This is a genomic window from Pseudoxanthomonas gei (assembly GCF_010119615.1).
Lineage (GTDB): Bacteria > Pseudomonadota > Gammaproteobacteria > Xanthomonadales > Xanthomonadaceae > Pseudoxanthomonas_A > Pseudoxanthomonas_A gei.
Genome location: NZ_QOVG01000034.1, coordinates 1 through 563 on the forward strand (window position 1 = coordinate 1; position 563 = coordinate 563).

Sequence of the window (563 nt, forward strand, 5' to 3'; positions counted from 1 at the left end):
CCCCCTCCTTCTGCGGGTTTCCGCGCCGCCGGCCCCCGCCGAAAACGTGCGCAACGCCATTGTCCAGCGACTGGGCGGCCTGCGCCATGCAGTTCCCACCCTCACCGCCGACAACGGCAAGGAGTTCGCCGATCATCGGCTCATTGCCGCCTGCCTGCAGAGCGATTTCTATTTCGCAGATCCGTACTGCCCATGGCAGCGCGGCAGCAACGAGAATGCCAACGGATTGACACGCCAATACTTGCCACGACAGACCGATTTCAGCACCATCACCGATGCGCACCTGCGATGGATCGAGCAGCGGCTCTACAATCGTCCGCGCAAGATACTTGGATTCAAAACGCCCCTCGAAGTCTTCTCCGAGGAGGTCCTCAAAAGCGTTGCGAATCAGAGTTGAATTTGCCCCCCATACCTTCAACAGGCTGTAATGACCCGGACCGCTTGCACCACAATCCGTTGCCGCCGCCGGTACGCGTGCGCGCCGTCGATGTCGATGTCGATGGACGTCCGGTTTCGCCCGGCGCGTTGCTGCAATTGCCGGTCGCTGCACAACAAATACGCAT

Annotated in this window: 1 protein-coding gene; it reads left to right on the forward strand. The window is 60.7% G+C overall.

The window, feature by feature from the left end; genetic code table 11:
• The coding region (locus tag DT603_RS15845) for an IS30 family transposase (RefSeq protein WP_162350956.1) at positions 1–397 on the forward strand (397 nt) is incomplete at its 5' end.
• Positions 398–563 lie beyond the last annotated feature (166 nt).